The sequence below is a fragment of the Pseudarthrobacter sp. fls2-241-R2A-168 genome (assembly GCF_030209335.1).
Taxonomy (GTDB): domain Bacteria; phylum Actinomycetota; class Actinomycetes; order Actinomycetales; family Micrococcaceae; genus Arthrobacter.
The window spans coordinates 140,408-166,973 of the sequence record NZ_JARVSG010000033.1 but is presented as its reverse complement, the minus strand read 5'-3'; the positions used below and the strand labels follow the sequence as shown (position 1 = coordinate 166,973).

At 66.4% G+C, this 26,566-nt stretch carries 29 protein-coding genes; 18 read left to right on the top strand and 11 right to left on the bottom strand.

Features of this window, described 5'->3' with window-relative positions; genetic code table 11:
- Positions 1 to 90 precede the first annotated feature (90 nt).
- The 3 genes from QRN11_RS16900 to QRN11_RS16890 all read left to right on the top strand — a co-directional run bounded on the left by QRN11_RS16900 (position 91) and on the right by QRN11_RS16890 (position 2,654).
- Positions 91 to 510, top strand: coding sequence for a hypothetical protein (locus QRN11_RS16900; protein WP_091419284.1), 420 nt, complete (start codon positions 91 to 93; stop codon positions 508 to 510).
- 64 nt (positions 511 to 574) lie between these two features.
- A complete protein-coding gene (locus QRN11_RS16895) occupies positions 575 to 1,384 on the top strand; it encodes an SDR family oxidoreductase (RefSeq protein ID WP_285313718.1) in 810 nt (269 codons plus the stop codon).
- A gap of 145 nt (positions 1,385 to 1,529) precedes the next feature.
- On the top strand, positions 1,530 to 2,654 hold the full coding sequence (locus QRN11_RS16890; protein ID WP_285313717.1) for a glycerate kinase: 1,125 nt from the start codon (positions 1,530 to 1,532) through the stop codon (positions 2,652 to 2,654).
- Between the two features lie 30 nt (positions 2,655 to 2,684).
- Here QRN11_RS16890 and QRN11_RS16885 read toward each other — a convergent pair whose 3' ends face one another.
- The gene (locus tag QRN11_RS16885) at positions 2,685 to 3,014 is read right to left on the bottom strand and encodes a LuxR family transcriptional regulator (RefSeq protein WP_285313716.1); all 330 of its coding nucleotides are present in this window, start codon (positions 3,012 to 3,014) and stop codon (positions 2,685 to 2,687) included.
- 73 nt (positions 3,015 to 3,087) lie between these two features.
- On the bottom strand, positions 3,088 to 3,585 hold the full coding sequence (locus QRN11_RS16880; protein ID WP_091420270.1) for a DUF6328 family protein: 498 nt from the start codon (positions 3,583 to 3,585) through the stop codon (positions 3,088 to 3,090).
- Positions 3,586 to 3,840: 255 nt separating this feature from the next.
- Between QRN11_RS16880 and QRN11_RS16875 the strand changes: the two genes are divergently transcribed.
- From QRN11_RS16875 to QRN11_RS16855, 5 genes are all read left to right on the top strand, one after another.
- Positions 3,841 to 4,740, top strand: coding sequence for an SDR family oxidoreductase (locus QRN11_RS16875; RefSeq protein ID WP_285313715.1), 900 nt, complete (start codon positions 3,841 to 3,843; stop codon positions 4,738 to 4,740).
- Positions 4,741 to 4,802: 62 nt separating this feature from the next.
- Positions 4,803 to 5,174 (top strand): hypothetical protein, encoded by a 372-nt coding sequence (locus QRN11_RS16870; protein WP_091420274.1) that lies wholly within the window; start codon positions 4,803 to 4,805, stop codon positions 5,172 to 5,174.
- 179 nt (positions 5,175 to 5,353) lie between these two features.
- Positions 5,354 to 6,253 carry a glycosyltransferase family 2 protein gene (locus QRN11_RS16865; RefSeq protein ID WP_285313714.1) on the top strand — a complete coding sequence of 300 codons (900 nt, stop codon included), beginning with the start codon at positions 5,354 to 5,356 and terminating at the stop codon, positions 6,251 to 6,253.
- A 120-nt stretch (positions 6,254 to 6,373) separates the two neighbouring features.
- Entirely contained in the window at positions 6,374 to 7,234 is an 861-nt protein-coding gene (locus QRN11_RS16860; protein ID WP_285313713.1) for a GAF domain-containing protein, read from the top strand.
- Between the two features lie 30 nt (positions 7,235 to 7,264).
- A complete protein-coding gene (locus QRN11_RS16855) occupies positions 7,265 to 8,080 on the top strand; it encodes an SGNH/GDSL hydrolase family protein (protein WP_350224005.1) in 816 nt (271 codons plus the stop codon).
- 6 nt (positions 8,081 to 8,086) lie between these two features.
- On the opposite strand, the gene QRN11_RS16850 is transcribed toward QRN11_RS16855, so the two are convergent.
- Complete coding sequence (locus tag QRN11_RS16850) at positions 8,087 to 9,442, bottom strand: uracil-xanthine permease family protein (protein WP_285313712.1); 1,356 nt, start codon at positions 9,440 to 9,442, stop codon at positions 8,087 to 8,089.
- A gap of 219 nt (positions 9,443 to 9,661) precedes the next feature.
- Here QRN11_RS16850 and QRN11_RS16845 point away from each other — a divergent pair, with 219 nt between their 5' ends.
- Together QRN11_RS16845 and QRN11_RS16840 are read left to right on the top strand one after the other, a co-directional pair.
- Positions 9,662 to 10,267 (top strand): malonic semialdehyde reductase, encoded by a 606-nt coding sequence (locus QRN11_RS16845; RefSeq protein WP_091420281.1) that lies wholly within the window; start codon positions 9,662 to 9,664, stop codon positions 10,265 to 10,267.
- Positions 10,268 to 10,414: 147 nt separating this feature from the next.
- Positions 10,415 to 10,933, top strand: coding sequence for a 2'-5' RNA ligase family protein (locus QRN11_RS16840; RefSeq protein ID WP_285313711.1), 519 nt, complete (start codon positions 10,415 to 10,417; stop codon positions 10,931 to 10,933).
- Here the strand turns inward: QRN11_RS16840 and pgm are convergent.
- Positions 10,923 to 12,581, bottom strand: a complete 1,659-nt coding sequence (gene pgm / locus QRN11_RS16835; protein WP_285313710.1) for a phosphoglucomutase (alpha-D-glucose-1,6-bisphosphate-dependent) — start codon at positions 12,579 to 12,581, stop codon at positions 10,923 to 10,925. The two genes, QRN11_RS16840 and pgm, sit on opposite strands and share 11 nt — an antisense overlap.
- A gap of 249 nt (positions 12,582 to 12,830) precedes the next feature.
- Here pgm and QRN11_RS16830 point away from each other — a divergent pair, with 249 nt between their 5' ends.
- Entirely contained in the window at positions 12,831 to 13,718 is an 888-nt protein-coding gene (locus QRN11_RS16830; RefSeq protein ID WP_285313709.1) for a nuclease-related domain-containing protein, read from the top strand.
- Positions 13,719 to 13,765: 47 nt separating this feature from the next.
- The gene (locus tag QRN11_RS16825) at positions 13,766 to 14,365 is read left to right on the top strand and encodes a DUF4190 domain-containing protein (protein ID WP_285313708.1); all 600 of its coding nucleotides are present in this window, start codon (positions 13,766 to 13,768) and stop codon (positions 14,363 to 14,365) included.
- Between the two features lie 77 nt (positions 14,366 to 14,442).
- Here QRN11_RS16825 and QRN11_RS16820 read toward each other — a convergent pair whose 3' ends face one another.
- The gene (locus QRN11_RS16820) at positions 14,443 to 15,909 is read right to left on the bottom strand and encodes a purine-cytosine permease family protein (protein WP_285313707.1); all 1,467 of its coding nucleotides are present in this window, start codon (positions 15,907 to 15,909) and stop codon (positions 14,443 to 14,445) included.
- A 133-nt stretch (positions 15,910 to 16,042) separates the two neighbouring features.
- On the bottom strand, positions 16,043 to 16,741 hold the full coding sequence (locus tag QRN11_RS16815) for a FadR/GntR family transcriptional regulator (protein ID WP_285313706.1): 699 nt from the start codon (positions 16,739 to 16,741) through the stop codon (positions 16,043 to 16,045).
- Between the two features lie 136 nt (positions 16,742 to 16,877).
- Between QRN11_RS16815 and QRN11_RS16810 the strand changes: the two genes are divergently transcribed.
- The 3 genes from QRN11_RS16810 to QRN11_RS16800 are packed head-to-tail and all read left to right on the top strand — an operon-like array spanning position 16,878 to position 21,019.
- Positions 16,878 to 18,245 carry an SLC13 family permease gene (locus tag QRN11_RS16810; protein WP_285313705.1) on the top strand — a complete coding sequence of 456 codons (1,368 nt, stop codon included), beginning with the start codon at positions 16,878 to 16,880 and terminating at the stop codon, positions 18,243 to 18,245.
- A 52-nt stretch (positions 18,246 to 18,297) separates the two neighbouring features.
- Positions 18,298 to 19,509 carry a CaiB/BaiF CoA transferase family protein gene (locus QRN11_RS16805; RefSeq protein WP_285313704.1) on the top strand — a complete coding sequence of 404 codons (1,212 nt, stop codon included), beginning with the start codon at positions 18,298 to 18,300 and terminating at the stop codon, positions 19,507 to 19,509.
- A 1-nt stretch (position 19,510) separates the two neighbouring features.
- A complete protein-coding gene (locus QRN11_RS16800) occupies positions 19,511 to 21,019 on the top strand; it encodes a carboxyl transferase domain-containing protein (protein WP_285313703.1) in 1,509 nt (502 codons plus the stop codon).
- A 137-nt stretch (positions 21,020 to 21,156) separates the two neighbouring features.
- On the opposite strand, the gene QRN11_RS16795 is transcribed toward QRN11_RS16800, so the two are convergent.
- The 5 genes from QRN11_RS16795 to QRN11_RS16775 form a co-directional block, all read right to left on the bottom strand.
- A complete protein-coding gene (locus QRN11_RS16795) occupies positions 21,157 to 21,615 on the bottom strand; it encodes a lipopolysaccharide assembly protein LapA domain-containing protein (protein ID WP_285313702.1) in 459 nt (152 codons plus the stop codon).
- A gap of 250 nt (positions 21,616 to 21,865) precedes the next feature.
- Entirely contained in the window at positions 21,866 to 22,225 is a 360-nt protein-coding gene (locus QRN11_RS16790) for a hypothetical protein (RefSeq protein WP_285313701.1), read from the bottom strand.
- A 219-nt stretch (positions 22,226 to 22,444) separates the two neighbouring features.
- A complete protein-coding gene (locus QRN11_RS16785) occupies positions 22,445 to 22,648 on the bottom strand; it encodes a hypothetical protein (protein WP_091420292.1) in 204 nt (67 codons plus the stop codon).
- Between the two features lie 142 nt (positions 22,649 to 22,790).
- Entirely contained in the window at positions 22,791 to 23,018 is a 228-nt protein-coding gene (locus QRN11_RS16780) for a hypothetical protein (RefSeq protein WP_285313700.1), read from the bottom strand.
- A gap of 143 nt (positions 23,019 to 23,161) precedes the next feature.
- Positions 23,162 to 24,580 (bottom strand): amidase, encoded by a 1,419-nt coding sequence (locus QRN11_RS16775; protein WP_285313699.1) that lies wholly within the window; start codon positions 24,578 to 24,580, stop codon positions 23,162 to 23,164.
- A 306-nt stretch (positions 24,581 to 24,886) separates the two neighbouring features.
- Here QRN11_RS16775 and QRN11_RS16770 point away from each other — a divergent pair, with 306 nt between their 5' ends.
- From QRN11_RS16770 to QRN11_RS16760, 3 genes are all read left to right on the top strand, one after another.
- Entirely contained in the window at positions 24,887 to 25,213 is a 327-nt protein-coding gene (locus QRN11_RS16770; RefSeq protein WP_142063182.1) for a rhodanese-like domain-containing protein, read from the top strand.
- Between the two features lie 67 nt (positions 25,214 to 25,280).
- Positions 25,281 to 26,258: a prephenate dehydratase gene (gene pheA, locus QRN11_RS16765; RefSeq protein WP_285313698.1), complete on the top strand. Its 978-nt coding sequence runs from the start codon at positions 25,281 to 25,283 to the stop codon at positions 26,256 to 26,258.
- 94 nt (positions 26,259 to 26,352) lie between these two features.
- Positions 26,353 to 26,559, top strand: coding sequence for a hypothetical protein (locus tag QRN11_RS16760; protein WP_091420301.1), 207 nt, complete (start codon positions 26,353 to 26,355; stop codon positions 26,557 to 26,559).
- Positions 26,560 to 26,566 lie beyond the last annotated feature (7 nt).

Here is a 26,566-nt window from a genome sequence, read left to right as displayed (position 1 = left end):
ATCCGTCCTGCCGTACCCCCACAAGACCTGCACCGGAGAACCTCCGGCGCTGTCCCGTCGACGGCAGGCGCATAACCTACAGGAACAACAATGCGCGAACTAATCCCAACCGGTTCCCTCCGCGGGATGCTGCTGCCACCCACCTACGGCCGGCATGTCACGGATTCCACCGCCTTCACCGTGCTGTCAGTGGAAATCTGGTCCACGGGCCTGGTGGTCAACATCCAGCTGGCCTCCGACAACGAACCGGAACCGGTCATCATCCTCCAGGACCACTTCGGCACCGAATACTCGCTGCTCAGGTCCGCGAACATCGGCTCGCGGAACCTGCAGGTCTTCACCCCCTCGGTGCCGCCCGGAACCCGGAGCCTGACCGTCAGATCCGCCGATGAGGCCCACCCCCGGCCGGTGGTGACCTTTGCTGTCCCGCTCATGGCGGTCCCGGACAGGCTGCCGGAAACGGACGACGGCGAGTATCCGCCACCGCCGGAACTGCGCCGCCCAGCCTGATCGCCAAAGCCGCCCCGCCTGATTGCCAACCTGATTGCCAACCTGATTGCCAAGAGGAGCCACCATGCAGGACACCACAGGTTTCAGCCCCGCCACCGCCATTGTCACCGCCTCAGATTCCGGAATCGGCAAGGCCACCGCCGTGGCGTTGGCCCAAGCGGGGATGGATATCGGTGTCACCTGGCATTCTGACAAGGCCGGGGCTGAGGCAACGGCGGAAGAAGTCCGCAGCCTGGGCCGCAAGGCGGTGGTGCGGCAGCTGGACACCACTGATCTCCAGGGCGCCGGCGCCGTCATCGATGAACTGGCGGAAGAGCTCGGCGGCGTGGACGTCTTTGTGAACAACGCCGGGACCGGTGACGGGACAAAGTTCCTGGACCTGGATGTCGACACGTGGATGCAGACACTGGACACGAACCTCAATGGCGCGTTCGTCTGCCTGCAGGCCGCAGCCCGGCGCATGGTCCACGCCGGAAAGGGCGGGCGCCTGGTGGCAGTCACCAGCGTCCATGAATTCCAGCCGCGGGTGGGATCCTCCGCCTATGACGCCTCCAAGCATGGACTGGGCGGGCTCATGAAAACGCTGGCCCTGGAACTTGCCGAGCACGGCATCACCGCCAACAGCGTGGCCCCCGGCGAGATAGCCACCCCCATGACGGGGCAGGAGAACGAAGATCCCACCACCAAGGACAGGCCCGGCGTTCCGCTGGGCCGGCCGGGCGACGCGAGGGAAATCGCCGCGGTGATCGCGTTCCTGGCTTCCCCCGCCTCGAGCTACGTCACCGGCGCCTCCTGGGCCGTGGACGGCGGCATGCTGCAGATGGGTCCGCAGGGCGGGTCCCACATCACCAGCCATGAATGGCGGCAGGGGTAGCCGCCGTCGGCTGAACGCCGTTGAACAGTCAGCAGGTTAGAGCTTCGCTTGGCTGAGCTTTACGGCCGGGACTCCATAAGTAGCGCACGCCCGTATTACGGCGAGGGCAAGCGCTTTCCCAGCGGCTGCTGGCATGATGGAGCCTATGCGCATTCTTATTGCTCCGGACAAGTTCAAGGGTTCCCTTACGGCTGCTGAAGCGGCCGCCGCCATCGCCGAGGGCGCCCTGCGCGTCTACCCGGACGCCGTCGCCACGCAGTTCCCCATTGCCGACGGCGGCGAGGGCACCCTCGAAGCCGCGGTGGCAGCCGGCTACGAAGAGCGGATCAACGCCGTGGTTGGCCCCATCCTTGCCCCGGTTGGCGCAGCCTGGGCCATCAGGAAGGCCGACGGCGGCAAGGTCACCGCTGTGATTGAAACCGCCCAGGCGTCCGGCCTTGCCGAGATGGAGCCAACCCCGGCCAATGCCATGCGTGCCCACAGCTACGGCTGCGGCCAGCTGATCGCGGCCGCCCTGGACGCGGGAGCCACGGAAATCGTCCTGGGGCTCGGCGGATCCGCCATGACCGACGGCGGCAGCGGCGCCCTGCGCGCCCTGGGCCTGAAGCCGCTCGACGCAGCCGGGAATGTGGTGCCGCTCGGTGGCGGTTCGCTCGCAGACGTTGTGGCACTGGACACCACTGCGCTTGACCCCCGGCTGGCCGCTGCCAGCTTCCGCATCGCCGTCGACGTGCGCAACCCGCTGTACGGAACGCTGGGAGCTGCCCACGTCTTCTCCCCGCAGAAGGGCGCCGACGAGGAAGCCGTGGAACTGCTCGACGCCGGGCTGCGCAACTGGGCATCCCTCCTGCGGGAGGCGACGGGCCGGGACGTCAACGTTGAGGGAGCGGGCGCCGCCGGCGGCTTCCCGGCGTCGTTCCTTGCCTTCACTGACGCCGCTCTCGAAGGCGGCTTCGCGCTGGTGGCTGGACTGACCGGCCTGGCGGACCAGCTCGCCGAGGCTGACCTGGTGATCACCGGGGAAGGGTCCATGGACGGCCAGTCGCTGACCGGAAAGGCTCCGATTGCGCTCGCGGACGCTGCGCGGGAACGTGGCATTCCGGTGATCGTGGTGGCCGGCCGCATCCTGGTGACCCCGGAAGACCTTGCCGGGCATGGTGTGGTTGCCGCAGCGCAGTTGCTGGACGTGGCTTCAAGTCCCGACGACGCTGTGGCCAACGCCGCAAAGTACCTGGCCTGGGCAACAAGCCAGGTACTCGAGGGCGCCTAGCCCGGCAGCGGCTGGCTAAAGGCCGCGCGTCTAAACGATGGTGGTGTTGCGGCGGCGGCGCCAAATCAGGATCAGGATCAGGACCACCAGGACCGCCGCGCCGATCACCCACGGCGTGTAATCGAGCCTGGTGGACTCGTTTTGCGCCGATTCGCCGGTGCCCGGATTAGCAGGGCCGGTTGAGGCGGTATCCCCGGGGGATGGTGTGGGAGACGCGGCCGACTGCGCCCACGCCTCTCCGGGGGATGCCGTGATGTGCTGCACGAACGGGCTTGGCGCCGCCTGGGCGGCTCCGGCCGAAAGCGCCGGTGCGGCAATGAGCAGCAGGGCCATCAGGGCTGTCCGAAAAAATGTTCGCATGAAGTTCTCCTGTCGGGTTCAGGGGTAACGGTCAATGGGTCAAACAAGGGGTTTGAAGCCGGCTTCAGGCAGGCTAGCGTCCTGCCGTGGCGCGCCTGTTCAGGTGCAGCGGGACATAGACCAGGAGGACCACCAGGACGGCAAGGAGTACGCCTCCGGCGGTGAGGCCGGCTGACCGGCCGGCCGTCACGTCGAACACCAGTGCGGCGGTTCCGGCGCTCAGGAGCCCTATCCCGGCAAGCGCAATCTTCGTGATGAAATCGGCGCTCGACACCAGGGTCTCCTTCAGCCGCTTCCGGAACAGCCTCCGGTGCACGCTGACCGGCAGGAGGATGAACGCTGTGGTCAGGGCTGCGATGACCACGTTGACCAGGTACAGGGCCACCTGGAAGTCGTCAAGCTCTTCAAAGCGCGACTGGAAAGGCAGGGTCAGCAGGAATCCGGCAAGGATCTGCACGCCGGTCTGCAGCACCCGCAGCTCCTGCAGCAGTTCCGCCCAGTTGCGGTCCATCTGCTCTTCGCGGGTTTCGTTGCGGCCGGTCCGGCCTGTGTAGTCCTCCACGTCGGACATTGCCTCTCCCTCCAGCCCCCACCAGTGCCTGGGTATCCTTCTACTCCCTGCCTACCCACAAGCGGGGGCAATGTTGCACCGCGCCTGCCATTTGATAAGTTTACTGATTATTCGCCCGGAACGGTGGACTTTACTCCTCCGGCCGGGATAGCTTCGAAGGGCCGGTGCACACGCCCTTCGAAACCGACACAGTTGAAACCGACCGACACAGTGGAAAACGACACGGTGGAAACGGACACAGTGAGGAGGCGGACTATGAGCGGGACGGACAAGCAGGCGGACCAGCCGAAGGATCCCCGGGGCGGCTACCACGCAGGGCCTTTTCCGGAGCAGGAACAGAAGCAGCCCGGCCTGACGGCACCCATGGATCCCAAACCGGACCACGGCGAACTCAGTTACGAGGGGCACGGGAAGCTTCAGGGCAAGGCCGCCCTCATCACCGGTGGAGATTCGGGCATCGGCAAGGCGGCGGCCATCGCGTTCGCCCGCGAAGGGGCCGACGTAGCCATCTCCTACCTCCCTGAAGAGGAGGAGGACGCCCAGGACACCGCGGACTGGATCCGGAAGGCGGGCCAACGGGTCCTGCTTTTTGCCGGCGACGGCCGCGAGGAAGAATTCAGTACCCGGATTGCTGACGAAACGGCGGCAGAGTTCGGCCGCCTGGACGTAGTGGTGCTGAACGCCGCGTACCAGAAGAACCGCGAAAGCCTTGAATCGCTGCCCACGGAGGAATTCGACCGGGTCTTTAAGACCAATCTCTACTCGCTGCTGTGGACGGCCAGGGCCGCCGTGCCCCACCTCAAGCCGGGCGCTTCGATCATCACCACGGCCTCGATCCAGGCCTTCAACCCGTCGCCGGGCCTCATCGACTACGCCATGACCAAGGCCGCGCAGGTGGCTTTCACCAAGGCGCTGGCGCAGGAACTGGGGCCCAAGGGGATCCGGGTGAACGCTGTGGCTCCGGGACCCATCTGGACCCCGTTGATCCCGGCCACCGAGTGGCCGGACAAGCTTCCGAAGTTCGGACAGGACACACCGCTGGAACGGGCCGGCCAGCCCGCCGAGCTCGCCGCAGCCTATGTCCTGCTGGCCTCGGAGGACGGGTCCTATATTTCCGGGGCCGTGCTGCCGGTGACCGGCGGAAAGGGGCTCTGAGCAGCCCGGGTCCCATTCAAGGTCCAAGCCACCATCCATCCAACGCACAAGCAGGAGGAATAATGACGCAGGAAAACCAGCAGGCCCAGCCGGAGACCGATCCGGGCGGATACGGCACTCCCACCGCAGAGCAGGAACTGGGAGGTACCCAGGGCGCAGCCAACGGCTCGGCCACCACCGGTGACGGCGGGGCAGGAAGCGTGGACACCAACGAGCCGCAGTCCGGCACCGGCAGCGACCCCCTGCCCCGCGACGTGGACCTTCCTTCGAGTGCGGCTGAAATCGACGAGAACAACGACGATTCAAAGGGGTCCGCTCCCGTGTCCTCTGAGTCCGGGCAGGAAGCAGCGGGCATCCCGGACGGAACCGGCAATGATTTGCCCCGGGAGAAATCACCGAACGACGACGGCGGGGAAAGCTTCGACGCCGGCTGACCGGGCCGCCGCGGCTGCTTGAGCCCAGCCGCACGAACCGCTGAAGGCCTCCGGCTGCTGTCCACTGTGGCAGCGGCCGGGGGCCTTTGCCGTGGCCGCATACATCCCGGGGATGTGGGTACAGGACACGACGAAACCCATTCGCTATCTATGCCGATGCAGGCGCCCGGAGGTGGGCTGTGAGCAGGAGATCATCAGGACAATGGGCAGGCCGTGGTGGGGTGCCGGAACGGGTGGACGTGGACGTACTGGTACCCACGTGCAACCGCCCTGCAGAGCTGGCAGTAACACTGTCGGGCCTGGCCGGGCAGGCTGATCCTTCCTTCCGGGTAGTGGTCAGCGACCAGTCCGGCGATGCGCCCGCCTGGGAGCATCCTGCGGCTGCTGCCATGGTTCGGGTCCTCGAAGCCCAGGGCCGGCCGGTCACACTGCTGCGGCACTTGCCGCGGCGCGGGCTCGCTGAGCACCGCCAGTTCCTGCTCGACCAGTCAAACGCGGCGAAGTGCCTCTTCCTTGACGACGATGTGTGGCTGGAACCTGGTGCCTTGGAGCGGATGAACCGGGCACTTGACGAGCTGGACTGCGGCTTTGTGGGCATGGCGCCGCAGGGCCTGTCCTACCTTGACGACAGGCGGCCGGAGCAAACGGAGGGCTTTGAAGTCTGGGAAGGACCCGTGACGCCGGAACGTATTCGTCCCGGCACCCCCGGCTTTGAGCGCTGGCCGCTGCACAGTGCCGCAAACCTCAGCCACCTCAGTGCGGATCTTTCCCTGGGGCCGGGGGAGTGGCTGCCGTACCGGGTGGCGTGGCTCGGCGGGTGCGTGCTCTACCGGCGCGATGCACTTTGCGATGCCGGCGGCTTCAGTTTCTGGCCGAGCCTGCCTGCGGATCATGCAGGGGAGGACGTGGTTGCCCAGTGGCAGGTGATGGAGAGGTACGGGGCCGCCGGCATCCTGCCCTCGGGGGCCGTCCACCTTGAGTCCCCCACTACGGTGACGGACCGGCGGGTGGAAGCCTACGACGTCGTCCTGGCCGAAACTGTGGCAGCGTACGCAGGCAACAGCGGCGCCGTCGACTAAGCCACCGCCGTCGACTAGCCAGGAACTGGGCTGCCCCCTCCCGCCAACGGTGCGATGCGTCGTATTCTGTAATCACGAGGTTTTGCAGTGGGCCGCAGCGCTACAAGCAAGGCGTGCAACATGGCCGCTGAACCCGCCGGACAGATTGGCTGGGGATCGCTCCCACTTCCCCCGGAGCCGGTTTTCGACAGCAAGGACGTGGAAACCTACCTCCAGGAAGTCACCCAGGAGTTTATGAGGGACATCAAGGGTGAGCGCCGCGGCATCGGCTGGGCCGCCACCCTTTTCCGCCTGGGGAAGGCACGCACCCTCGCCGCGAGCAGCGAGCAGGCACGCGAGGCAGACCGGGAACAGTGTTCCTTCGCCGACGGACCCGTCATCGAGGCCCTGCGGAGCGGCGAGTTCGTGCTGTTGTCCGATCTGGGCCGGGACCGGCGGTGGCCCGGGTATGCAAATGCTGCGGCCGGGCATGGCGTGCAGTCGCTTTTGTCAGTGCCCATCGTCTCCGAGGGCCTGACCAGCGCCGCCATTAACCTTTACGCCTCCTCGCCCCATACCTTCGCCAGTGATGATCTCCTCCGCACCCAAATCTACGCGCGGCAGCTTGCGCGTGCCCTGCGCGTGGTGGTCCGGGTGGCAGAGCGCGCGGAGGCAGCGGCGGGAATTGCCGTGGCACAGAGCTCACTGGTTCTGGTTGACCTGGCGGTGCGAAGCCTGATGGACGAGTACGGGCTCAGCCGGGAGGGTGCCCTGCGCTTCCTGCAGCGCGAGGCTTCGCACCACGAATTGGACCTTCATGGTGCGGCCTTGAATGTTGTGGTGCCAGGGCCCGTAAGGGACGTTTCGGGGCCGCGGCGGGAGATGGCCGACGACGTTGAGGACTTCCGACTGCTGGCTCCGGCCGAGTTGGGCCAACCGCCCGATGCAGGAGCTGGCCGGAACAAGGCCCCTTCCACAACGGCGAAAGGACGGCGGGCATGACCATCGACCAGCAGGAAACCTGGAGCGGAAATACCCCCGGCCAGCGGCACCCCCTGGCACCGCTTCGTCGCCCTCGGCGACTCCTACACGGAAGGAATCGGTGACCCCGAACCGCGCAGCATCGGCGGGTACCGGGGCTGGGCTGACAGGGCGGCCGAGGAACTCGCCATCGGGCAGCATGACTTCGCCTACGCCAACCTCGCGGTGCGGGGGATGGTGCTCCAGGAGATCATCGACACGCAGCTCGAGGCTGCCATGGCGCTCAAGCCGGACCTCGTGGCGATGTCCGGCGGAGGCAACGACATCGTGTTCCGGCGCGGGGACCCGGACAAACTGGCCGGGAAGATGGATCAGGCCGTTGGTGAACTGACGGAAACCGGGGCCACAGTCATGTTGTTCGCGGCGCCGGACTGGGGCGGCACCCCTGTCCTGGGGCAGGTCCGGGGCCGGCTGGCTATCTACAACGAGCACCTGCACACGATCGGCATCCACCATCAGGCCTTGATGGTGGACCTCTGGTGCCTTCCCGCGCTTAGGGACGCCCGGATGTGGGACAGGGACCGGCTCCACCTATCGCCGTTGGGCCATCACATTGTTGCCGTTGCCGCCCTCGACGCGCTCGCTGTGCCGCATTCCCTCAAGCCCCTGCAGCCGCGGCCGGTCCCGGCCCATGGCTGGACCCAAGCCAGGGCGGAGGACCTGATCTGGGCGAGGCGGTACTTCTTTCCGTGGGTCCTGCAGAGGCTGCTGCCCCACGGCGGTGAGGCGCTGGCGCCGAAGCGTCCTCTGCCGGGGCCGGTCTTCGGTGTGGGCCACGGCGATGCCGGTTCACACGACGCCGCCTAGCCAGCGCTAGCGCTTCTTCGGTGCCCGCTTCTTGGCCGCAGCGTTGATGGCGGCCTTGGCGGCAGGAGGCAACCCGGCCTGCTCGGTTTCGGGTTCCGCCACTGTTCCACGGGCCTTCGCGATGGCCTTCATGCCGTGATAAATCACCAGCGCGGCGGCCGAACCCAAGGCGATCCCCGTGAACTTGAGCTCGCCGATGGTCCAGGTGTAGTCCGCGATGCCGATGATCAGGGCGACGGCGGCGGTGGTCAGGTTCACGGGGTTGGAGAAGTTCACTTTGTTCTGCACCCAGATCTTCACGCCCAGGATGCCGATCATGCCGTAGAGCATGGTGGCCGCACCGCCCAGCACACCCGGCGGGACGGTGGCGATCAGCTCACCGAATTTAGGGGAGAAGCTGAGCAGGATGGCGAAGATGCCCGCCACCCAATAGGCCGCCGTCGAATAGACCTTGGTGGCGGCCATGACGCCGATGTTCTCCGCGTAGGTGGTGGTGCCGGATCCGCCGCCGAAGCCGGCCAGGACGGTGGCGGCACCGTCGGCCATCAGGGCGCGGCCGGAGACGCCGTCGAGGTTCTGGCCAGTCATGGCAGCCACCGACTTTACATGGCCGATGTTCTCGGCCACGAGCACCAGCACTACTGGAACGAACAGGCCCAGGATGCCGAGGTGGAATTCGGGGGCCTGGAACTGGGGCAGGCCCACCCAGGCGGCGGCGTCCATCTTGTCGTAGCTGACCTCCCCGCGGAGCATGGCCACGAGGTAGCCCATCACCACGCCCACCAGGATGCTGAGGCGGCCCAGGATTCCGCGGAACAGGACGCTGACCAGGATGATGGTGGCCAGCGTGATCACCGCGGTGACCGGGGCGGCGTCGAAATTGTTTTTGGCCGCGGGGGCGAGGTTAAGGCCAATGAGCGCCACGATCGCGCCGGTGACGATGGGCGGCATGAGCCGGTTGATCCAGCCCGCACCGAACTTCTGCACGATGGCGCCCACCAGGGCCAGGACGGCGCCGGCCAGCACCACGCCGCCCAGCGCTCCGGGGACGCCGAACTGCTGCTGCGACGCCATGATGGGGGCGATGAACGCAAAGCTTGAGCCCAGGTAGCTGGGCACACGGCCCTTGGTGATTACCAGGAACAGCAGTGTGCCGATGCCGGAGAAGAACAAGGTGGTGGCGGGCGGCATACCCGTGATGATGGGCACCAGGAAGGTGGCACCGAACATGGCCACCACGTGCTGCATGCCCACGCCAATGGTCAGCGGCCAGGCAAGCCGCTCATCGGGGGCCACCACGTGGCCCGGCTTGATGGACTTGCCGGTGCCGTGCAGCTTCCATTTGATTCCGAGCATGCTCATGGGCGGAGGCCTTTCAAGGGGGTTGCCGCAGGGGCGAAGAACAACTGGCTCCAGAATACCGCCAAGCTTTCCGCCGCTGCCGGCCAGGCTGCTGCCGGATGCTGCTGTGGCTAACGTCACGCGCCGTCACGGGAAGAGGACACGGGTAGTTGAAGTTGCAACTATGGAAAGCGAACAGGCCACCCCGGCACGCGGGGCGGCGCAGCGAAAGGTACGCAAATGACTATTGCCCACGAAGAAGCGGTTATCGATTCGGCCGCCGTTGATGCCATTTTCGCCCAGGCCCGCACCGCCAACTCCTTCACCGGAGAGGTGACCGACGAGCAGGCGCAAGCCATCTACGAACTCACCAAGTACGGCCCCACTGCCTTCAACTCGCAGCCGCTGCGCGTGACGTACGTCCGCTCCGCCGAAGCCCGCGCCACCCTCGTAGATGCCCTCGCCAACGGGAACAAGGCCAAGACGGCATCCGCCCCGCTCGTGGCGATCCTCAGCTACGACACCGACTGGGCAGGCCAGTGGGACAACTTCCTCCCCGGTTACAACGCCCCGAAGGCCATGTACGACGCCAACCCGGAACTGGCTGCCGCCACGGGCAACAACAACGCCCACCTGCAGGCCGGGTACTTCATCCTTGCCGTCCGGTCGCTCGGTTTTGCTGCCGGCCCCATGACCGGTGCCGATTTCGCCGCCATCGACGCCGCCTTCTTCCCGGCCGGCGACCAGAAGAGCTTCCTGGTGGTCAACATCGGCCAGCCCGCCGAGGACGCCTGGGGCGAAGCCAAGCCCAAGTTCTCCTACGACGAGGTCGTCCGCACCGTCTAACCTCCCCCGGCGGGTGGTCGAGCCTGCCGGAACGCTCTCTCACTTAATGCGCCTTTTCCGCCAATGCTCTCTCATTCGTGAAAGAGCGTTGGCGTTTAACCGGCGTTAAGGGAGAGAGCGTCCGGGCGGGGGTGGGACAATGGCCGGATGCGGAACCTCATCCTGGTTGCCTTTGTCGAGCCCGTGACGGAGGGGCTGGTGTTCCCGCGCTCCGACTGGCCGCTGCACATCACCCTGGTGAGGTTCGACGTCGGCGCCACAGACGGTGCCGACCCTGCAGAAGGCATCGCAGCACTTGCCCAAGCGCCGGCCGGGGCCGCCCTGGGGGCCCGGCTCACGGTGGGGAACGACGCGGGGTTCGGCCGGAACGGCTCCGTTCCCGTCAGCCTTATCCAGCCGCAACCGGACCTGCAAACCCTGCACGAGCAGTTGGTCGCGGCGGTCGGCAGCCTGGACGGGAAAGTCCTCACCCCCGCCCACACCCTGTCCGGCTACCGGCCCCACGTGTCACACCACGGTGACAAACGGCTATACCCGGGAGACGTCGTCGTTCTTGACCGGATCGCGCTGGTGGACATGGCGCCGGACGGTGACCGTACCGTCCGGCGTGTCCTCCGGCTCTGGGGCCGGGACGAAACAGCCGGGGCGAAGAACCCTAGGCGATGACGCTGTCCACCAACGCCTTGGCTTCGGCCTGGACCTGCTTGAGGTGGTCCTCGCCTTTGAAGGACTCGGCGTAGATCTTGTAGACATCCTCGGTGCCGGACGGGCGGGCGGCGAACCAGGCGTTCTCCGTGACCACCTTCAGGCCGCCGATGGAGGCACCGTTGCCGGGTGCTTCGGTGAGCTTGGCGGTAATGGCCTCGCCCGCCAGTTCCGTGGCCGTAACGTCCGTCGGCGAGAGCTTGCCCAGTGCCGACTTCTGCTCGCGCGTTGCGGCGGCGTCGATACGGGCATAAACGGGGGCACCGAACTGGTCCGTCAGGCCCTTGTAGAGCTGCGACGGGGACTTGCCGGTGACTGCCGTGATTTCCGAGGCGAGCAAGGCCAGCAGGATGCCGTCCTTGTCCGTGGTCCAGACGCTGCCGTCCTTTTTGTTGAAGGAAGCACCGGCGGATTCCTCGCCGCCGAACGCGCCCTCGCCGGAGAGCAGGCCGGGCACAAACCATTTGAAGCCCACCGGGACCTCCACGAGCTTGCGTCCCAGGCTCTCGGCGACGCGGTCGATAATGGAGGAAGACACCAGGGTCTTGCCCACCACGGACCCGGGGTTCCAGCCGCTGCGGTTCCGGTACAGGTAGTCGATGGCGACGGCGAGGTAGTGGTTCGGATTCATCAGCCCGCCGTCGGGGGTCACGATGCCGTGCCTGTCTGCGTCTGCGTCGTTGCCGGTGGCAACATCGAAAGCGGCGTCAGCACCGCCGTCGGACATGCGCTTGATCAGCGAGGCCATTGCCGCCGGGGAGGAGCAGTCCATCCGGATCTTCTCGTCCCAGTCCAGGGTCATAAAGGCCCACTGCGGGTCCACGGTGGGATTAACCACGGTGAGGTTCAGCTGGTGGCGCTCGGCGATCTCTCCCCAGTAGTCCACGGACGCTCCGCCCATGGGGTCGGCGCCGATCCGGACCCCGGCTTCGCGGATGGCATCCAGGTCCAGGACCGAGGGGAGATCGTCCACGTAGCTGCTGAGGAAGTCGAACTTGCCGGTAGTGTCGGCGGCCAGTGCATCGGCCACTGCTACGCGCTTGACGCCGCGGAGGCCGTTTTCGAGCAGTTCGTTGGCGCGGTTGGCGATCCAGCCGGTGGCGTCCGAATCGGCGGGTCCGCCGTGCGGGGGGTTGTACTTGAAGCCGCCGTCGCCCGGCGGGTTGTGGCTGGGGGTGACCACGATGCCGTCAGCCTGGGGTGCCCCGGCACCGGCATTCCGGTTGTAGGTGAGGATGGCGTGGCTCAGTGCGGGGGTGGGGGTGTAGCCGTGGCGCGCGTCAATGAGGACCTGCACACCATTGGCGGCGAGCACCTCAAGGGCCGAGTTCTGTGCCGGCTCGCTCAGGGCGTGGGTGTCCTTGGCCAGGAACAGCGGCCCCGTGACGCCCTGCGCCACCCGGTATTCCACAATCGCCTGGGTGATGGCGAGAATGTGCTTCTCGTTGAACGACGCCTTGAGGCTCGAACCGCGGTGCCCGGACGTGCCAAACACCACGCGCTGGCCGGGATCACCCAGATCCGGCGAGATGTCGTAATACGCGTCAAGAAGCGCAGTGATGTCAACAAGGTCCTGGGGTTGGGCAACTGTACCCGCGCGGCTAGCCATGGGACCAGCATGCCAGAAGGGAGCCACAGTCAAAACGACCAGGCCCAAATCCGGCCCATGTGTCCGGCCCTGTGACGGCGCAGCGTCATCAAAACAAGTAGCCAACCTGAGTACAGGCCCCGCAAAGTACTTATATACCGCCGCCTTCGCGCCCTGTTACTTTCGAAAAAATCGGGCGGAATGTCCGGGAGCTAAAGGACGACGGCGGCTTTCCGCCGTCATATGTGCGGCAGGGAAGCAGGGACGGCCATGGGGGCAGGGGACGGGGCAGCGGAGCAGTCCAGGCTGGCGGCCGAACGGGTTGCCAGGTTGAAACGGCAGCTCGACCAAGCCGAACGCACCACCAAAGCCTGGGACGCAGGCGCCGTCGGTGAGCGCGTTGTGGCGGAGAAGCTCAGCGAATTGGTCCCTCGCGGCTGGTACGTGCTGCATGACGTGCACTGGCCCGGCCGGCCGAAAGCGAACCTTGACCATGTCCTCGTAGGGCCCGGCGGCGTGGTGGTGGTGGACGCCAAGAACTGGACCGGCGAAGTCAGGGTCGCTTCCGGCGTGCTGTGGCAGGGCCGGTACGCACGCACGCAGGCGGTGGAAGGGGCACTGGCCCAATGCGCCGCCGTCGCCTCCGTTCTGGCGCCGCCGCACCGCCGGACCGTGCGCCCCCTGATTTGTATGGCGGCCCAGCCGGACCTCTTCGGCGTGACCAACTCGGATGTTGCCGTGGTGGGCGCCCAGCGGGTGGTGGGCGCCATCGAAGCCTTGCCCCCGGTCCTGGACCAGCAAACGGTGGTGGGGCTCTACGCACACCTCGGACAGCAACTCACGCACGAGCAGGAGCCTGGCATCACCGCCTTCCGGAGCGTGCGGCCCGGAACGGTGGTAAGGCCGGCGGACCCACGGCCCGCCCCGTCAGTTACAGGCGGTCCGGGGACGGCCGAACCGCGCCCCGTGCCCGCGCGAACAGTGTCACGGCGCGCCGGGTCAGGAAGCTCCGCAGTCCGGGGGTATCCCCCGAATGCGCGTGCGGGCGCCCGCAAAGCCAAGGGCCGCAAGCGCGGCACAACTGGGGGCGGGCGGCTGGCCCTCCTCGCTGCCTTCGTCATCTTTGCCGTGTACGTGCTGCCCTACCTGGGACGTTGACCTGTTCGCGGCGGTAGTCTGGAAGCAAAACTTCCAGGGGGACAACTTTGACTGACCAGCCCGCCCACCGGCCTGAATCCCAGCACCCTGACGGCAACCCGCCATCGGGCTTTGAACCGCGGTTCGCCCCGCCGTTTGGTCCGGAGGCCACGTCCCAGTCCCAGTACGGGCAGGATCAGTACGGGCAGGATCAGTACGGACAGGATCGGTACAGGCAGGGCAACTATGGCGAGGGCGGCTACGGCCAGAACCCCTACGAAGGACAGGGTCAGTACGCCGCTTACAACCAGCCGCCCAGCCCGTACGGCCAGCCCAGCCCTTACGGCCAGCCCAGCCCGTACGGCCAGCAGGGCCCCTACGCCCAGCCCGGCTACTACGGCATGCCGGCCGAACCGAAGACGCTCAGCATCACCAGCATGGTATGCGGCATTGCCTCGGTGATCATGGGCTTCATCCTGCTGCCGCAGATCGCCGCAATCGTCACCGGCCACCTGGCGCTTAAGCGGGAGCCGTCCGGCAAGGGCATGTCCATCACCGGCCTGGTGCTCGGATACCTGTGTCTTTTGGGCTATGGCGCGTTCTGGCTGCTGGCCATCATCGGCCTGGCCATCGCCAGTTCCACCAGCAGTTCCTCCTACACCTTCTAAACCTGCAGATGCCCCATCACTTTTGGTCCCCAAGATGCGGTTTTAGGGACCAAAAGTGATGGGGCATTTTTAGTTCTTCAGGCTTTACCGCCGGCTGCAAGCGGAACGGTGTCCTCCGCAGAGCTGTCCTGGTACGCACTGTCCGGATAAATGGATTCGGCCGGCGCCCGGTTGGTGGCCTTTGCCCAGGGGTAGTAGACGGCGAGGGTGACGGCGATCCCCACCAGCCATGAGATGTCCGCTCCGCCCAGCCATTTGGTGACCGGTCCCGTGTAGAGTGCCTGCGCGAGGAACGGGATCTGGACCAGTACGCCCACCCCGTAGGACACCAGCGCGGCCGTGTTCCAGCGCCCATACCGGCCGTCCGGATTGTAGAGGGCCGGGATGTCCAGCCGGTCGCGGGAGATCTTGTAGTAGTCCACCAGGTTGATCACTGACCAGGGCGTGAACACCATCAAAAGCAGCAGGACGAAGTTCTTGAACAGGTTCAGGAAGTCCTTGCTCGCAAACAGCGCGATCAGGACGCTGGCCCCGATAACGGCGATGATAAAGACGATCCGCAACGTCTTCGATACCGTGTCCTTCCGGTTGACCGCGGTGCTGATGGTGACCCCGCACATAAACGCGCCGTAGGCGTTCAGGCAGTTGACGGTGAGTTTGCCCGTGACGATCACCAGGTAGATAAAGACGGCGATCAGCCCGCCGCCGGCGAGGTCGCCCATGTACCCCACCTGGTTCTTCAGGAAGTCCCCGCCCAGTTTTGCGGCAGAGAGCCCGCCGGCGAGGGCGCCCAGGGTCATGGCCCACTGCGCACCGCCCACGGATCCCGCGAATGTGTACCAGAAGGTCTTGCGCTCGGAGGTGTCGGCGGGAAGGTAGCGGGAGTAGTCGGCCACGTACGGACCAAAGGTCAGCTGCCAGCCGGCGCCGAGGGCGATCGCGGTCAGGAACGTGGGCCATTCGAACCCCTTGACCATCATCACCTGGGTGACGTCGAACTTGGTGAGGACGGCGACGGTCAGGTAGAGGAAGCCGGCGAGCCCCATCACCGTGGCGATGCGTCCGAGGGCATGGATGTACTTGTAGCCAAGGATCGCGAGAAGTGCCGTCGCGGCGCCGAAGATGAGGATGCCGACGGCGGGAACGTCCACGCCGAGCATCAGGTTGATGGCCTGTCCGGAGAGCACGGTTCCGGTGGAGGCGAACCCCACGTACATCAGGATCACCAGGGCAAGCGGGATCACGGCCCCGTAAACCCCGAACTGCGCCCGGCTGGAGATCATCTGCGGCAGTCCCAGCTTTGGTCCCTGAGCCGAGTGCAGGGCCATAACAGCCCCGCCCACCACGTTGCCCACCAGCAGGCCCACAATGGCCCAGAAGGCGTCGGCGCCGAAAACCACCGCCAGCGCACCGTCGACGATTGCAGTGATTTGGGCGTTGGCGCCGAACCAGAGCGTGAACTGCCCCCGCGGATGGCCGTGGCGCTCGCCCGGCGGAATCATTTCAATTGATCGTGCCTCTACGGCACTGCTTGCTGCGGCCATGGCCAACTCCTTGTGATAAACGTTCGTTCAATCACACCGGGTCAGGCGGCCAATGAGAACCGGAATCAGCGCGGCTTTGTCCGGGATAGGAGACAGGGGAGGCAGGTTTCGGCGTGTCGCTGCCGGGACGCGGTCAGCGGAGCAGCTCCACATCCGAGACGAGCTCGATGTGCGCCAGCATGGCTTCGGCCGCCCCTTCCGGATCCTGCGCGCGGATGGCATCGGCGATTTTGCGGTGTGAAGCCAGGGACTGTTCGGGGCGGCCGGGCTGGCCGAGCGACTCCATCCTTGTCTCAAGGATCATCTCGGCGATGAACGCCATGAGCTGCGCCAGCACGCTGGAATGAGCGGCGCCAGTGACGGCCTGGTGGAACAGCTCGTCGCCGTGGGTGCCGCGGTCGCCGTCGTCGATCTCCTTGGACATCACGTCCAGGGCGTGGCCTATTGCCGCGAGGTCATCCTCCGTGCGCCGGGCGGCGGCGAGGGCCGCGAGTTTCACCTCCAGCGTGCTGCGGGCCTCCACGATCTCCGGGAGCCGGCTGCGGTGTTCGCGCAACCCCTTGATCACGGATGCAACACTGGGCCGCCGCGCCAGCACGGCACCGGTTCCGTGCTGGACATCGATGACTCCGAGCACCTCAAGGGCCACCAGGGCCTGGGCCAGGGTGGCACGGGAAACGCCAAGCCGCTCGGCCAGGTCACGTTCCGCGGGCAGGAGATCACCTGGTCCCAGCTGGGCCGATTCGATATAGGCGAGGATCTGCTCCACCAGCTGTTCGTACAGCCGGGGGCGGGTCACCCGCTCCAGTCCAAGCCGTGCTGTCTTCTCCACAAAGCCTCGTCTACGTCGTAGGTCCTCCCAGAATACATGCCACTTCCTATTGACAGATAGACTCACTGTCTAAGAGGCTAGTCCAGTGAGCCAGTTACTCACGTCACATTCTTCTTTCCCCAACGGAGGACCAACGATGTCCGCTCCTGTCTTGTCGATCATCATCCTGGCGGCGATGTTCCTGCTTGCCACCGTCCTGCCCCTTAACATGGGTGCCCTCGCCTTCGTCGGCGCGTTCCTGCTCGGCGCCGTGGTGCTGGGCATGTCCACCAACGAGATCCTGGCCAACTTCCCCGGCGGCCTCTTCCTGACCATCGTTGGCGTCACTTACCTGTTCGCCATTGCCCAGAACAACGGCACCATCGACCTTCTCGTGCGCGGTGCCGTCCGGCTGGTGGGAAGCCGGGTGGCCCTCATCCCCTGGGTCATGTTCGCCATCACCGCAGTCATCACGGCCGTGGGCGCACTGTCTCCCGCCGCCGTCGCCATCATTGCCCCCATCGCGCTCAGCTTCGCCGGGAAGTACAAGATCAGCCCGCTGCTGATGGGCATGATGGTGATCCACGGCGCCCAGGCCGGCGGCTTCTCGCCCATCGCCGTTTACGGCGTCACGGTCAACGGCATTCTTGCAAAGACCGACCTGGCCTTCAGCCCCACCGCACTGTTCCTTTCCAGCTTCGTCTTCAACTTCCTCATCGCGCTGGTCCTCTTTGTTGTCCTGGGCGGTCGCGGACTGTTGTCTTCCAAGGTGGGGCACTTCGTGGAGCAGGCCGCCGAGGCGCGGATGGCCGTCAGCGTCGGAGCCAAGGCCGGCTCCGATGTGCCGTTCAAGGGCTTCGGCTCCGGCATGTATGGCCCCCGGGATCCCGCAGGCGACGGCGTCGCAGCCACCAAAGAGCGCTCCGAGCGGATCCCGCAGCTGGTCACCATCGCCGGCCTGGTGGCACTGGCCGTCATCGCCCTCGGGTTCAAGGTGGACGTCGGGTTCGTGTCCATCACCATCGCCATCGTGCTGGCGCTTGTCTCGCCGGCAGCCCAGAAAGGTGCCATCAACAAGATCAGCTGGTCTACCGTGCTGCTGATCTGCGGCATGCTCACCTTCGTTGGCGTACTGGAGGAAGCCGGAACCATCGAGTTCGTCTCCAACGGCGTGGCCGGCATGGGCATGCCGCTGCTGGCGGCCCTGCTCATCTGCTTCATCGGCGCCGTAGTGTCCGCCTTCGCTTCGTCCACCGCCATCCTGGCGGCCCTGATCCCGCTCGCCGTGCCGTTCCTCTCCACCGGTGAAATCGGGGCGGTCGGCGTCATCTGCGCGCTCGCCGTTTCCGCCACCATCGTGGACGTTTCCCCGTTTTCCACCAACGGCGCGCTGGTGCTCGCCAACGCCCCCGAAGGCGTGGACAAGGACCGGTTCTACAAAAAGATCCTTGGCTACAGCGGCATCGTGATCGTCGCCGGGCCCATCCTGGCGTGGCTGGCACTGGTGGTGCCCGGATGGCTGTAGCTGGCCGGCCGCGCGCAAACTTCCCCGCCTGTTCGAGAAAAGGAACCCGCACATGAGCAGAACCGATAACGCACGGGGCCCCCTGTCCGGCCACCTTGTAGTTGACCTGAGCCGCGCTTTGGCAGGTCCGCACGCCGGCATGATGCTGGCGGACCTCGGTGCCCGCGTCATCAAGGTGGAGAACCCGGGAACCGGGGACGATACCCGGGGCTGGGGCCCACCCTTTGTCGGGCCCGCCGATGACCTCCAGTCCACCTACTTCATGTCCTGCAACCGCAACAAGGAATCCATCAGCCTGGACCTGAAAAGCGCTGACGGCCAGGAAGTGCTGCGCGGGCTGCTGGAACGAGCCGACGTGGTGATCGAAAACTTCCGCCCCGGGGTGATGGACCGGCTGGGCTTCCCGCCCGCGGCCATGCACGGGCTGAACCCCCGGCTGGTGATTCTCTCGATCACTGGTTTCGGCCATGACGGGCCGGAATCCCAGCGCAGCGGCTACGACCAGATCCTCCAGGGCGAGGCGGGACTGATGTCGCTCACGGGGTCCGGCCCGAACGACCCCCAGCGCGTCGGTGTCCCCATTGCAGACCTGCTTGCGGGCATGAACGGTGCGTTCGGTGTCCTGGCGGCGCTGGTTGAGCGGGAGCGGACCGGCAGCGGCCAGGTGGTGCGCACCTCGCTGCTGGCATCCCTGATCGGGGTCCACGCCTTCCAGGGCACCCGGACCACGGTGGCGGGGGAAGTCCCCGAAGCGCAAGGGAACCACCATCCCTCCATCGCCCCCTACGGCCTGTTCAACTGCAAGGACGGCAGCGTGCAGATCAGCGTCGGCAGCGAAAAGCTCTGGGCCTCCTTCGCCGCCGCCTTCGGCCTGGACCCGGCAGCGCCGGGCTTTGCCAGCAACGCCGAGAGGGTGCGGAACCGCGCCGCGGTGATTGCCGCCGTCGAACGCGCTTTCGCGGACTACGGAGCAGCAGAGTTGCTGCAGAAACTGAACGACGCCGGGATCCCGGCCGGGAAGGTGCGCTCGCTTGATGAGGTGTACGCGTGGGAGCAGGTGGCGTCCCAGGGCCTCGTGGTGGATGTGGACCATCCGGTACTCGGCAAGGTCAGCCTGCCCGGGCCGCCGCTGAGGTTCTTTGCCCCCGGTGACACTGCGGAAACCACCGTCACCGAGCACGACGCGCCGCCGCTGCTGGATGAGGACGGCCCTGCCATCCGTGAATGGCTGGGCCTGGCGGCTGTTGCAGCGGGAGTGTCCTGACATGCCCACCGTTGAGAAGGTGCGGCACCTCAATGCCGCCGAACTGCTGGCCGCCGTAGTGGACGACGGCTCGTTTGTCTCCTGGGATTCACCTGCGCAGGAGCCCGCACTGTCCGAGGAATACTTCCGCGACCTCGCCAAAGCCCGTGAACGCAGCGGGACTGACGAATCCGTCATCACCGGTGCCGGGCTCATTCGTGGACGACGGGTGGCGGTGATCGTCAGTGAGTTTTCCTTCCTGGCGGGATCGATCGGCCATGCTGCAGCTCAAAGGATCGTGGCCGCCATCGAACGGGCCACTGCGGAGGGACTGCCGCTGCTGGCCGGGCCTGCGTCCGGCGGCACCCGGATGCAGGAGGGAACGCTGGCCTTCCTGTCCATGGTGAAGATCACCGGTGCGGTGCGCGCCCACCGCCAGGCCGGCCTGCCTTACCTGGTCTACCTGCGCCACCCGACCACCGGCGGCGTCATGGCCTCCTGGGGATCCCTGGGCCACATCAACGTGGCCGAACCGGGTTCCCTCCTGGGCTTCCTGGGCCCGCGGGTTTACGAAGCCCTGCACGGCGAAGCGTTCCCGGAGAACGTCCAGGTGGCGGAAAACCTGTTCAACAAGGGCCTTATCGACGGCGTGGTGGAGCCTGCTGACCTTGCCTGCCTGGTGGCCAGGGCGCTGGATATCCTCTGCGCCCGCCGTGGTCCGCTGCCGGCGCCGCCGCCCTCGCTTGCCGTCCCGCCGGCTCCGGTGGACGCATGGACCTCCATTGGCATTTCCCGGCGGCCCCGCCGGCCGGACCTGCGGCAGCTCCTGAAACACGGCGCTTCCGATGCCCTGCCCCTGAACGGAACGGGGCAGGGGGAGAAGGACCCCGGGCTCCTCTTGGCCCTTGCGCGGTTTGGCGGACAGTCCTGCATCGTCCTGGGGCACGCCCGCCCACTGCGCAGGGACGCGGCCGGGATGGGTCCCGGCTCGCTGCGTGAGGCCCGGCGCGGCATGAAGCTGGCCGAGGAACTGCGGCTGCCGCTGCTCACTGTCATCGACACCGCCGGCGCGGCACTCTCGCAGGAAGCGGAAGAAGGCGGGCTGGCGGGCGAGATCGCGCGCTCGCTGCACGAGCTCATCGGGCTGGAAGCGCCGTCCGTTTCGGTGCTGCTGGGCCAGGGCGCCGGGGGAGGAGCCCTGGCACTGCTGCCGGCGGACCGGACCATCGCAGCGCAGCACAGCTGGCTCTCACCGTTGCCGCCCGAAGGGGCCAGTGCCATCGTCCACCGGACCACTGCACATGCTCCGGCCATGGCGCAGGCCCAGGGCGTGAATGTTGCGTCACTCTACGCGAACGGCCTGGTGGACCACATCGTGGATGAGCGCGACGACGCCTCGCTGGAACCCCAGGAGTTTTGCCGGCGGATGGCGCTCGCTATCGAATACGAGCTGGCATCCGTTGCGAGCAGTCCCGTGCCGGAGCTGGTGGCGGCCCGCTCTGCGAAGTACCGGAGCCTGGGCGACGGGTGACTCCGGTGGGGCAGTGCTTCTTGTGCCGCGCCCGCTGGCGGCACTGAACCCCACCATGGCTGCCTCGACTGCGCCACCGGCGCATGCCGCCACGCTTGTTAAGGTTGCTTATTGCAGGCGTTTGTTACTGGGGGAGGCTACCTGCGCTGGGCGGCGCGGGCGCGGTGGGCGTTCCTGCGGAGCTGAAGAATCCGGGCGCCGCCGGCGACGGCAACCACTACTGCCCCTGACACGCTGGCAATAAACAGGGCCATCCCCAGCGGGACCGTACCCTCAAACCCGAAGTACCGGACGAGCACCAGGTCCTGGTTCTGCAGGATGAAGATGATCAGCAAAATCAGGAGTACCAGCGCTGCCACGACGGCGGCCCACACTACGCCGGCGCGGGTCACCGGCGCATGGTTGGTGGCAGGGCGGGCGGGCGGTGGGGTGGTTGACGGCGTCGAATTCGGTGCCTGGACGCCAGCGGTGTCCGGGGCCGTGCCGTGACCGGTGTTGGCGTCGACGTGTGCGGGTGTTTCGCCAGGCGGGTTGGGTTCGACGTAACGTCCCGCGGATTCCGGCTGTCCGGCTGGCGGGTAGTTTCCGGTGCTCATGCTGGTTCCCTTCCCAGGACTCCTATGGACTGATACTAAGCATGCTTATGGTCCTACCCTAATGGGAGTCGGCGGAACAGTACAACGGGATGGAGATTCAGCGGTATCCGGCACTGCAGGTCCGGTCGCCGAAGTCCCTCCTGGGCCTGCCCGGTGAGTCCTACCGCTACCGCCAACGCAAGCATCCCACAATGCCTTGGCCGGCTTTTGGCAGCTCAGGTTCCGGCAATCCTGGTTCCCGAAATCGCTGCTACGTTCCGGAGATCCGTTCAGCGTGCTGCAGTTCCTCGATGCTCAGTTCTGCCAGGCCGCTTGTGAGGAGTTTCCACCGGGAAGTGGTGCCGTCAGGCGTGTCGAACGCGCCGGCTGCCAGGGCGCTGCCGATGAGCCGCCGCACCTCGGGCTCGGATGCGGGCGCGGTGGCGAAGACGATCCGCAGCGAAACGCTGTCCCCCTCGCGGGACCAGCCGGTATGGTGCGCGGCCAGCGGGCACGGCGGCGGGTGTTCCCAGTTCCCGCATAAGGCGGTAGTGATGGCGGCACCGGGAGCAGCAGGATCGGCGGCGCCTTCCATCAACAGGGTGGCCGCATGCACATACAGTCCGTTCACCGCGCTGATCCTTTCCGCCAAAACATGATTCGTGCTGCCGCAGCCCGGCATGCTCCATAAAACACACCCTCCGCAGGCAACCGTTGCAACCTACGCCACCACAAACCAAAGTTCGCAAACACAACCCTCGCAAACACAACCCTCGCGAACACAACCCTCGCAAACAAAGCGGAAGGGGCTCCGGCGGAGTCCCTCCCGTGTTAACGCACCGTCAAGGCGTCAGACCCTCTCTTTGCTCTTTTCAGCCGAGGGAGTGCGCGGAGCTGGCGTCCTGCGCCAGTTGGGGAATGCCCAGAACGTGAAGTCCTGCGCCTTGACCGGCTTCTCCGGAGTTTCCGCCGGGGTTTCCTGCTTCGCCTCGGGCTGGCGTTCAGTTTCTTTCCTGATGCCCCACCCGAAGTCCTTGCTGGATGAATAGCACATCACAGGCCTCCTCATAGTGACTGCCCTTTAATCGTCCTCCTGTTAGCCCCCGGAGTCGAGGTGTGGACAGTGCTGCCTTGTCCATGAGCTGTGAACCGCCAGGGTGGAAACAGGCAGCGGACGGGAAGGCCTGGACGCCTGGTCAATGGCCACCGGACAGTACGTCCTCGGCCTCCTGCGGCTGATGGAACTGGCAAGGCCCCGGGTGGCGGAGCGGCAGCAGGCAGGTCCAGCCGGTGGGCAGGTGCACCAGGGCGCACCGTCCCGTGGTGGCCAGGTCCTCCCTCACATTGGCGTTGCTGAGGTCCGGCCTGTCACCTGCCGGCTGCGATGTGCCGCTGCTTGTTGCGGTGGAGGATTCTGCATTCATTGCGGCAACTCCCCTTCGAGTGATGGCACATCCCGGAACGGGAAACTGTCTGGTCCTGCCCAGTCTGCTTCCCCGGGGTTACAGGCGGATGAAGCCGGCGTTAGATCCAGGTCAACAACCCCAAGGTTTGGAACGGGGAAGTGTTAGAAGCCCAGTTGCCGGGCCACCTGCAGCAGGAGCGTCTCAGAGCCCAAGGGGCCCACCAGTTGAACCCCCATCGGCAGCCCTTCGCCGGGTGGGCCACCGGTCCAGTGGACGGGAATACTGATCGCTGGCAGGCCGCACACGTTAACCATCGAGGACCACGGGGCGAATTCGCACTGTTTCCGGTAGTCGCCGTCGGCATCACCGGCCCACTGTGCCGACGGCCAAGGCGAGTTGCCGTGCGACGCTCCCGTGAACCAGCCCACGGGGCGTGGCGTTTGGGCGAGTGCCGGCATCAGCAGCAGGTCCCACTGTGCGTACTGCGTCACCGTGTCCCGCTCAAACTGCCGCAGGAAGGCCAGAGCCTCGTTCAGCTTGGCAGAACTTCGCTGCTGGGCCCTGCGGCGGAAAGTCCGGGTGAGCGGCGCCAGCAACGCTTCACGGTGGGGACTGATCCGCGCCGCACCCACTGCCGCCGTCCAGGCCGTAGTGAACGCATCCGGATACCGGTTGTCGTATCGGACCGCTGCCTCGCTGAGCGAATGGCCGGCGCCTTCCAGGAGTTTCTCCCCCGCACGGAGTGCGTCCATGGCCTCCTGGTCCGGGGTGAACGGGAAGGTCCCCTGCCAGGGGCTGTCCAGCGTGACGCCGATCCGCAGCCGAGGCGGCTCCTGTTCCACCGACGCAAGGTAGCTGCCTTCCGCGGACCCGGCCGGGACCAGCGCATCCATCATCAATGCCGCATCAGCGGCGCTCCGCGCCAGGGGACCGGCCACCACCAACCTGCCGGGGTCGCCCAGGCTTTCCCCAGCGGGCACCAGCCCGCGGCCGGGTTTAAGCCCCACGAGGCCGCACGCCGCGGCAGGGATCCGGATGGAACCGCCGCCGTCCGTGCCGGGAGCGAAGGGAAGCAGTCCGGCGGCCACAGCCGCCGCGCTGCCGCCGGAGGATCCACCCGAGCTCCTGCTCAGGGCGTAGGGATTGCGCGACGGCGGCGCCACCCGGTTTTCGCTGTAAGCCGTCAGTCCGAATTCCGGCACTTGGGTTTTGCCCAGCGAGACCACGCCCGTTTCCTTGAGCAGCGCCACCAGGGGGCTGTCGGTGACAGCGGGTTTGTGGTCCAGGGCCGCGCTGCCGTGGGTGGTCACTATGCCGGCTACGTCGGTGAGGTCCTTGAAAGCCAGGGGCATACCGTGCAGGAGCGGGAGCTCTTCCGGGAGGTTTCGGGCAAAGAGCGAGTCGGCGGCGCGGGCACTCTTCATCGCCTGCTCGGCCGTCACCGTGACAAACGCGCCCAGCAGGGGATTCTGCTCTTCAATCCGCGCCAGGAAGTGGGCTGTGGCCTCCGCTGAGGAAACCTCTCCCGTGCGCAGGCTCTCCCGGAGCGCAACGGCGGAAAGTTCGTGGAGCTCAGCCAAAGTGCCCCGGGTCCCAAGACTCTCCGCACAGCTCCAGGGACTCCGGGGCCGCGCCGCTGGAGGCGGCGGGGTGGTCTACCGGCAAGGATCCTCCCAGGCTTCTTGCTGCAAGATGGTCCTAAAAAGCCTAACCCGCGGCCCTTCCGCAAAGGCAAGGGTGCGGGCCGCCGCAAGTGGGACTGATGCGGGGGACAGCGCTGGGTTCGGCGACGGTGCTGGTCCCGGGGACGGTGACGTGCCGGCCGATGGCTTAGGGCAGGGTACTAGGCTTAAAGCTGACCCACGATCTGCCAGACAGGACTCCCCATGAGCGATTTCGATACCGTCCCCGTCAATGACATCCCCGACGACGCCGCGATCCTTGATGTCCGTGAGGACTACGAATGGGTGGCCGGCCATGCCGACGGCGCCCTCCACATTCCCTTGGACCAGTTGCCTGCCCGGCTCGATGAACTCGATCCGGACCAGGATCTCTACGTCATTTGCCGGACCGGCGGCCGGTCCTTCCGCGCCGCACAGTGGCTGACCGGCCAGGGCTACACCGCCATCAATGTCTCCGGAGGCATGGACCAGTGGTTGGAAGCCGGAAAGCCCCTGGTCTCGGATAACGGGTTGAAGCCCATGGTGCTCTAGCCTCCGCGCGCGTCCCCGCCCTTCCGCCGCCTGTCCAGGGCGCTCATATGCTTCAAAAGGAATACCTATGCCTGCGTCCCGCGTCACCTATGCCTTTCTTGGGCCCGAAGGCACGTTCACGGAGGCCGCGCTGCTGCAGGTGCCGGGCGCTGCGCAGGCGAGGCGCGTGCCGGCGTCGAACGTGAACGCAGCACTGGACAAAGTCCGCGAGGGTTCCGCCGACGCCGCCATGGTGCCGATCGAAAACTCCGTGGAGGGCGGTGTCACCGCCACCCTTGACGCCATTGCCAGCGGGCAGGAACTGCGGATCGTCCGCGAGGTCCTGGTGCCTGTCAGCTTTGTCCTGGTGACCCGGCCGGGTGTGCGGCTGCAGGATATCCGGCGGGTGTCCACACATGGCCATGCCTGGGCGCAGTGCCGGCTGTGGATGGACGCCCACCTTCCGGACGCGGAATACGTTCCAGGATCCTCCACCGCTGCGGCTGCCTTGGGGCTACTCGCCGACGACTGCTCCTATGACGCCGCGATCTGCGCCCCGCTCGTTGCCGACGAACAGCCAGGACTCTCCGCGCTCGCACGGGACATTGGTGACAATCCGGATGCGGTAACACGGTTCATCCTGGTCAGCCGTCCGGGCATCCTCCCCCAGCGCACCGGCGCGGACAAGACCACAGTTGTGGTGCCGCTGCCCGAAGACCGGCCGGGCGCCCTGATGGAGATCCTGGACCAGTTCGCGAGTCGTGGCGTGAACCTCAGCCGGATCGAGTCCAGGCCCACCGGCCAGTACCTGGGCCACTACTTCTTCAGCATCGACGCCGATGGCCACCTTGCTGACGCGCGGCTGGCTGATGCCCTGGCGGGGCTCCACCGCATCAGCCCGGCCACCCGTTTCCTGGGCTCGTACCCGGGGGCGGACCAGCAGGAGACAGTGGTGGAACCGCACACCTCGGACGCGGCGTTCCGGGCGGCCCGGGCATGGGTGGCAGGGCTGCAGCCGGGACCTGCGCGCACGGAAAACGGTTCCGCCGCTTCGCCCACAGCGTAGGCAATTGCCTTCCCTACCACTTCCGCGGGCTGTGGACAATGCGTATGCTTGCTTGATCCACAATGGGGATGGCCCCTAACGAAGGGAGCGGGTCATGACTAGCAACAGCACTGACAATGATGGCCAGGGAATGATCGTCAATCCCCGTCCCACTGCCGACAACCAGGACTGGGACGGCGACGACGCTGACCGTGCTGACCGCCTGCGCTTCGAAGAGGAACAGGCCATGATCCGTGAGCAGTCCGAGGCCCGCGCCGCCGCTAAAGCCGCAGCAGAGGCGAACAAGGAAGCCCACGCCTGACCCGCTG

Coding starts and splice junctions, on each gene's coding strand:
- QRN11_RS16900 (WP_091419284.1), top strand. CDS start 91: ATGCGCGAACTAATCCCAACCGGTTCCCTCCGCGGGATGCTGCTGCCA.
- QRN11_RS16895 (WP_285313718.1), top strand. CDS start 575: ATGCAGGACACCACAGGTTTCAGCCCCGCCACCGCCATTGTCACCGCC.
- QRN11_RS16890 (WP_285313717.1), top strand. CDS start 1,530: ATGCGCATTCTTATTGCTCCGGACAAGTTCAAGGGTTCCCTTACGGCT.
- QRN11_RS16885 (WP_285313716.1), bottom strand. CDS start 3,014: ATGCGAACATTTTTTCGGACAGCCCTGATGGCCCTGCTGCTCATTGCC.
- QRN11_RS16880 (WP_091420270.1), bottom strand. CDS start 3,585: ATGTCCGACGTGGAGGACTACACAGGCCGGACCGGCCGCAACGAAACC.
- QRN11_RS16875 (WP_285313715.1), top strand. CDS start 3,841: ATGAGCGGGACGGACAAGCAGGCGGACCAGCCGAAGGATCCCCGGGGC.
- QRN11_RS16870 (WP_091420274.1), top strand. CDS start 4,803: ATGACGCAGGAAAACCAGCAGGCCCAGCCGGAGACCGATCCGGGCGGA.
- QRN11_RS16860 (WP_285313713.1), top strand. CDS start 6,374: ATGGCCGCTGAACCCGCCGGACAGATTGGCTGGGGATCGCTCCCACTT.
- QRN11_RS16850 (WP_285313712.1), bottom strand. CDS start 9,442: ATGAGCATGCTCGGAATCAAATGGAAGCTGCACGGCACCGGCAAGTCC.
- QRN11_RS16845 (WP_091420281.1), top strand. CDS start 9,662: ATGACTATTGCCCACGAAGAAGCGGTTATCGATTCGGCCGCCGTTGAT.
- QRN11_RS16840 (WP_285313711.1), top strand. CDS start 10,415: ATGCGGAACCTCATCCTGGTTGCCTTTGTCGAGCCCGTGACGGAGGGG.
- pgm (WP_285313710.1), bottom strand. CDS start 12,581: ATGGCTAGCCGCGCGGGTACAGTTGCCCAACCCCAGGACCTTGTTGAC.
- QRN11_RS16830 (WP_285313709.1), top strand. CDS start 12,831: ATGGGGGCAGGGGACGGGGCAGCGGAGCAGTCCAGGCTGGCGGCCGAA.
- QRN11_RS16820 (WP_285313707.1), bottom strand. CDS start 15,909: ATGGCCGCAGCAAGCAGTGCCGTAGAGGCACGATCAATTGAAATGATT.
- QRN11_RS16810 (WP_285313705.1), top strand. CDS start 16,878: ATGTCCGCTCCTGTCTTGTCGATCATCATCCTGGCGGCGATGTTCCTG.
- QRN11_RS16805 (WP_285313704.1), top strand. CDS start 18,298: ATGAGCAGAACCGATAACGCACGGGGCCCCCTGTCCGGCCACCTTGTA.
- QRN11_RS16800 (WP_285313703.1), top strand. CDS start 19,511: ATGCCCACCGTTGAGAAGGTGCGGCACCTCAATGCCGCCGAACTGCTG.
- QRN11_RS16795 (WP_285313702.1), bottom strand. CDS start 21,615: ATGAGCACCGGAAACTACCCGCCAGCCGGACAGCCGGAATCCGCGGGA.
- QRN11_RS16785 (WP_091420292.1), bottom strand. CDS start 22,648: ATGTGCTATTCATCCAGCAAGGACTTCGGGTGGGGCATCAGGAAAGAA.
- QRN11_RS16780 (WP_285313700.1), bottom strand. CDS start 23,018: ATGAATGCAGAATCCTCCACCGCAACAAGCAGCGGCACATCGCAGCCG.
- QRN11_RS16770 (WP_142063182.1), top strand. CDS start 24,887: ATGAGCGATTTCGATACCGTCCCCGTCAATGACATCCCCGACGACGCC.
- pheA (WP_285313698.1), top strand. CDS start 25,281: ATGCCTGCGTCCCGCGTCACCTATGCCTTTCTTGGGCCCGAAGGCACG.
- QRN11_RS16760 (WP_091420301.1), top strand. CDS start 26,353: ATGACTAGCAACAGCACTGACAATGATGGCCAGGGAATGATCGTCAAT.